1 protein-coding gene is annotated in these 5,515 nt (G+C 73.2%); it reads left to right on the forward strand.

Annotated features, from left to right (window positions below):
* Positions 1-253: 253 nt before the first annotated feature.
* Positions 254-5,515, forward strand: a 5,262-nt coding sequence (locus ACWGIG_RS36430; protein WP_453326005.1) for an amino acid adenylation domain-containing protein, incomplete at its 3' end; no start/stop codon positions are given.

Below are 5,515 nucleotides of genomic sequence, written 5' to 3' on the forward strand. Positions count from 1 at the left end.
CACGACGGCGCCGCCGGTTCTCCGGCGGCGCCGTCGTCTTCGGCCCGGGGGCTCCGGCCGGTCCCGGACCGGGTCCTGCGGGCTCGGCGGCGTCCGGCCCGGCAGCGGCCCCCGGGGCCGAAACGCCTGCTGACCGCCCTGTTTCGTTCTTCGGTCAAGTGCGTAGCTGGGGCGCGGCCCCTCTGGGGAGACTGGGGCGTCAGGCACGGCTTCCGCTGTGGAGCGATGCTCAGACCGGAGAGGTAGGCCGCACGTGACCCACCAGGGGTTCCCGGGAGCAGGACCGGCGTCGGGCCCGGCCGTCGATGAGGCGCTGACCCGCATTCCCGTAGATCGTCCACAACCGGCGGCGCCCGCAGAGGCCACCGCGACGCACCGGATCACGCTCGACAGCGCACTCACGTCGGGCCTGCGGCAGCTCGCGAAATCGGCCGGCGGCACGCTGTTCGGCGCGCTGACCGCCGCGGGCCAGGTGCTGTGCGCGGTGTACGCGGGTCAGGACGAGGTGACCGCGACCGTCCGCGGCCGGTCCACCACCGCGGACGGCCGCGACCGGACCGCGAAGTCCGCGGTGTCCGCGACGGGCGGCGTCGCGCCGGTCGTACTGCACACGACCGTCGACAGCAGGCTCCCGTTCGACCGCTTCCTCGGCGAGGCCGTCGGCGCGGTCGACGCCGAGCTGCCCGGCGAGTTCGCCGTGGCCGACGTCGTGCTGCGGTTCGCCGAACAGGACGGCGAGTTGGAGGTGTGCGTCGACCACCGCCCCGACGTGCTCGAAACGGCGACCGTCGAGCGGCTGGCCGAGGCGTTCCACACCCTGGTGGAGGGCGTGGTCGACCACCCCGGACGGCCGCTGTACGCACTGCCGCTGGCGCCGGGTGACGAGCTGCGCCGCATGCTCGTCGACTGGAACGACACCACGCGCGACTTCCCCGCGCACCGCAGCCTGCCGGACATCTTCGCCGAGCGGGTGCGGCTCTCCCCGGACAAGCCGGCCCTGCTGTTCGGCGACGAGCGGCTGACCTACGCCGAGCTGAACGAGCGGGCCAACCGGCTCGCCCACCGCCTGCTCGCCGAGGGCATCACCACCGAGTCCCGGGTCGGGCTGCTGCTGGACCGCTCGGTGCACGCGGTCGTGTCCATGCTCGCGGTGCTGAAGGCCGGCGGTGTCTACGTCCCGCTGCACGCCACCTACCCCGAGGACCGCGTCCGCTTCGTGCTGGCCGACGTCGGCGCCGAAGTACTGCTGACGGCCCGGGCGATGCCGGCCAAGGCCGCCACGACCGACGTCCCGGTGCTGGTCGTGGACGACGCGGCCACGACCGCGGGCCGGCCCGCCCACGACCCCGAACGCACCCCGGACGCCCGGCAGTTGGCGTACATCATGTTCACCTCGGGCTCCACCGGAACCCCGAAGGGCGTCGCGGTCACCCACTCCGACGTGGTCTCCCTGGCATGGGACCACCGGTGGCGCGAAGCGGCGCACCGGCGCATCCTGTTCCACTCCCCGCACGCCTTCGACGCCTCGACCTACGAGGTGTGGGTGCCGCTGCTGACCGGCGGCGAGATGGTCATCGCGACGGAGGAGCCGACGCCCGCCCTCGTGCGCGAACTGATCGCCGGGCACGGGGTGACGGCGGTGTTCCTCACCTCCGCGCTGCTGCGCCTGTTCGCCGAGGAGGCGCCCGACTGCTTCAAGGGTGCGGCCACCGTGATCACCGGCGGCGAGGCGCCCTCGGCGGAGGCGCTGGAGCGGGTCATGACGCAGTGCCCCGGCACGCTGGTCATCAACGCCTACGGACCGACCGAGGCCACCACCTACGCACTGTTCCAGGAACTCACCCCGGAGCAGGTGCGCGCACGCGTCGTGCCGATCGGCCGGCCCGTGGACAACACCCGGCTGTACGTGCTCGACGCGTGGCTGCGCCCGGTTCCGGTCGGCGCGCCGGGCGAGCTGTACCTCGCGGGCGACGGCCTGGCGCGCGGCTACTTCGGCCGGGCGTCGCTGACCGCCGAGCGGTTCGTGGCCGACCCCTTCGGGTCGGGGGAGCGGCTGTACCGCACCGGCGACGTCGTCCGGTGGCGCGCCGACGGGACGATGGACTACCTGCGCCGGGCCGACAACCAGGTCAAGATCCGCGGCTTCCGGATCGAGATCGGCGAGATCGAGGCCGCGCTCACCTCGCTCGACGGCGTCACCGACGCCGCGGTCGTCGTGCACGAGACCCGTGGCGCCCGGCACCTGGTCGCCTACGTGGTCTCCGAACGCGGCCGGGAGGCCGGCGTGACGGAGTGGCGCGACGCCCTGTCCGCGCGGCTGCCGAGCTACGAAGTGCCGTCCTGGTTCATCCCGATGGACTCGCTGCCCCTGTCGAACAGCGGCAAGATCGACCGTCGCGCGCTGCCCGCGCCGCAGGTCGACCAGCTGTCCGCGGTGGACCACGTCGAGCCGCGGACGGACACCGAGCGGCTGCTGGCCCAGGTGTGGGCCGAGGTGTTCGGCGTCGAGCGGGTGGGTGTCACCGACAACTTCTTCACCGTCGGCGGCGACTCCATCCTGGCCATCAAGGTCGTCTCCCGGGCACGCTCCCGCGGCATCCGGCTGACCGGCAAGGACCTCTTCCTCACCCCGACCGTCGCCGAGCTGGCCGAGGTCGCGACCCGTGCGGACGGCGAATCCGCCGCCGCCCCGGCGGACCGCCCGCTCGCCGTCCTCACCGCCGCCGAGACGGAGAGCCTCGCCGCGGGCGGGGCCGTCGAGGACGTCTACCCGCTGACCCCGATGCAGAGCGGCATGCTCTTCGACGCGCTGATGACCGGGGACACCGGGCTGCACCTCATCCAGTTCGACCTGGTGCTCGACCATGTCGAGGACCCCGAACTGCTCGGCCGGGCCTGGCAGTTGGCCGCGGACCGGCTGCCCATCCTGCGTACCGCAGTGGTCTGGGCGGACGTCAGCGATCCGGTGCAGGTGGTACGCGCCGAGGCCACGCTGCCCGTCACCCAGCACGACTGGCGGGAGCTGTCGGAAGCCGACCGGAAGGAGCGGTGGCACGCCCTGTGCGCCGCGGACCGGGCGGCCGGGGTGGACCTCGCCGCCGCGCCGCTGGCCAGGGTCGCGGTCATCCGGCTCACCGACACCAGCGTCCGCGTGCTGTGGTCGATGCACCACATCGTGATGGACGGGTGGAGCGGCGCCGAACTGCTCTCCGAGGTGGCCGCCGACTACGCGCGGCTGCGCGACGGCGAGGGGCCGGAGCCGCGGTCCCGGGTGCCGTTCCGGGACTACCTGCGGTGGCTGGACGGGCAGGACCGGGCCGAGGCGGAGGCGCACTGGCGCGGCGTGCTCGGCGACTTCACCACGCCCACCCGACTGCCCTACGACCACCAGGCCGCCCCGGAACACCGGCCGCGCGCGACCGAGAGGGTGGAGGTGGACATCGCCCCCGAGCTGTCCGCACAGCTCGCGGAGGTGGCCAGACGGACGCAGTTGACCCCGAGCACGCTCCTCCAGGGCGCGTGGGCGCTGCTGCTGTCGCGCTACAGCGGGGGCCGGGACGTCTGCTTCGGCGGCACGGTGTCCGGCCGGACACCGGACCTGGCGGGCGTCGACTCGATCATCGGCATGCTGGTCAACACGCTGCCCGTGCGGGTGCGTGTGGACGGCGGGCAGGACCTGGTGTCCTGGCTGACCGGACTCCAGACGGAGCAGGCCCGCGCCCGGGACTTCGAGGCCGTGTCGCTGACCCAGGCGCAGTCCTGGAGCGGGCTGTCCGCAGGGGACAACCTGTTCGACAGCATCATGGTCTTCGAGAACTTCCCGTTCGACGAGCGGGCGTTCACCGCGCACGGACTGGAACTGAGCCACTTCGACACCGAGGTCGGCGCGGGCGCCGTACTCGGCGTCGTCGTGCTCCCCGGCGACCGGCTCACCATGCGGCTGCACTACGACCCGGCGCTGTTCGAGGCCGACAGCGTGCGCCGGATGGCGGACTACCTGCGGACCCTCCTGGAGGCGTTCGCCGACGACCCCGGGCGGACCCTCGCCGAACTGCCCGCCCTCTCGCCCGCCGAGTACCGTGCGGTCGTGGGCGACAAGGACACGGTCACCGACGACGCCGTCGAACACCGGGTGCACGAGCTGGTCGCCGCGCAGGCACGGCTGCACCCGGACGGGATCGCGGTAGAGCTCGACGACCAGCGGCTGACCTACGCCGAACTGGACTCGCGGTCCAACCGGCTGGCCCACTACCTCATCGGGCGGGGCGTCGGCAGCGACGTCCTGGTGGGCATCGCGATCGAGCGGAGCCTGGACCTGTTCGTCGCCATCCTCGGCATCCTCAAGGCGGGCGGCGCGTACGTACCGCTGGACCCGGACTACCCGGCGGAGCGGCTGGGCATCACGCTGGCCGAGACCCGCCCGCCCGTGGTGCTGGCCCATGAGGGCGGCATCGGCAGGTTCCCCCGTACCGACGCGGAGCTGGTGTTCCTGGACCGGGACTGGCCGGCCGTCGCCGCCTGCCCGGACACCGACCCCGAGGCGCGGGGCAGCGCCCGCGACCTCGCCTACGTCGTCTACACCTCGGGCTCGACCGGCCGGCCCAAGGGCGTGATGGTCGAACACCGCTCGCTGTACAACACCGTGACCGCGGTGGTCGGGCCCTACGGGCTCACCCCGGGCAGCCGGGTGTTCCAACTGTGCTCGATGAGCTTCGACACCGGCGTGCAGGACCTGTTCACCACCTGGGCCGCCGGCGGCACGATGGTGGTGCCGGGCCCGGACGTCGCGCGCAACGGCGCCTACCTGGTCGAGCACATGCTCGCGGGCGAGGTCACCACGGCGTCCATCCCGATCACCGTCCTGTCGTCGCTCGACCCGGATTCCCTGCCGGGGATGGACACCGTCCGCGTCGGCGGCGACGTGGTCGCGCCCGAGATCGCTGAGGCGTGGGCACGCAACCACCGGGTGATCAACAACTACGGGCCGACCGAGGCGGGCGTGACCGTGAGCCTGTTCGAGGTCGAGCAGGGCGCGGGCTACCGCAGCGTGCCGCTGGGCAAGCCGCTCGCCAACACCCGGGTCTACCTGCTCGACGACCGGCTCTCCCCGGTACCGATCGGGGTGCCGGGCGAGCTGTACGTCGGCGGCGTGGGCATCGCGCGGGGTTACGTCGACAACCGGACGAGGACCGCCGAGCGGTTCGTCGCCGACCCGTTCGGCCCGCCCGGGTCGCGGCTGTACCGGACCGGCGACGTGGTGCGCTGGCTCCCGGACGGCATGCTGGACTTCGTCGGGCGCGCCGACGACCAGGTCAAGATCCGCGGGTTCCGGGTGGAGCCGGGCGAGATCGAGAGCGTGCTGCTGCGGCACGACGGGGTGGCCGAGGCCGCGGTGTCGGTGTGGCCGGACGACAAGGGCAACAAGCGGCTCGCCGCCTACTTCGTGGCCAGGGCCGGGATCCAGGCGCCGACCGTTCAGGAGCTCCGCCGCCACCTCGGTGCTTCGCTGCCGGAC

It is taken from the genome of Streptomyces sp. NPDC054863, assembly GCF_053610825.1.